This is a genomic window from Treponema sp. R8-4-B8 (assembly GCF_054786175.1).
In genome coordinates this window covers 1-444 of sequence record NZ_BDHE01000413.1, presented here as the reverse complement: position 1 = coordinate 444, position 444 = coordinate 1, and the positions used below count along the sequence as shown (strand labels likewise).

At 45.5% G+C, this 444-nt stretch carries 1 pseudogene; it reads right to left on the bottom strand.

The annotated features are described in order from the left end of the window. Positions 1-104 precede the first annotated feature (104 nt). A pseudogene (locus tag ACYVRA_RS09015) lies at positions 105-444 on the bottom strand (B12-binding domain-containing radical SAM protein); the annotation flags it as partial.

Here is a 444-nt window from a genome sequence, read left to right as displayed (position 1 = left end):
ATTTGTTGTTCTGCGCCACCCAGCCCGCGATACCCTCTCCCGTTTTAACGGTATACTTTTGAACTTCATGCCCTTTTGAACCAAGCGCGACTTCAAAATAAAGCTCATTTTTTTCCCTTAACCCACACATTGGGATGTGAGGCGATTTTTTCAAGGAGTTCCGCTCTGCCCTTCCCTCTTTTTTTAATAAGGGATAATTCAGCGGCAAGAGCGAAAAAATTGTCTTCCGCCTCCCCTATCCAAAAAGCATCTATAAAAGGAGCGTATGGCAGAGGATTGGAAACCGCCGGCCCCCCCGCGATTACAATAGGATGATTGTCGTTTCTTTTTTCACAGTGAAGCGGTAATTTTGAGACATCAAGCATTGTAAGTATGCCGTTTAAGCCAAGCTCATAACCTAAGGTAAACATAAGCAGATCCACGGACGCGGCGCTTATTCCGGTA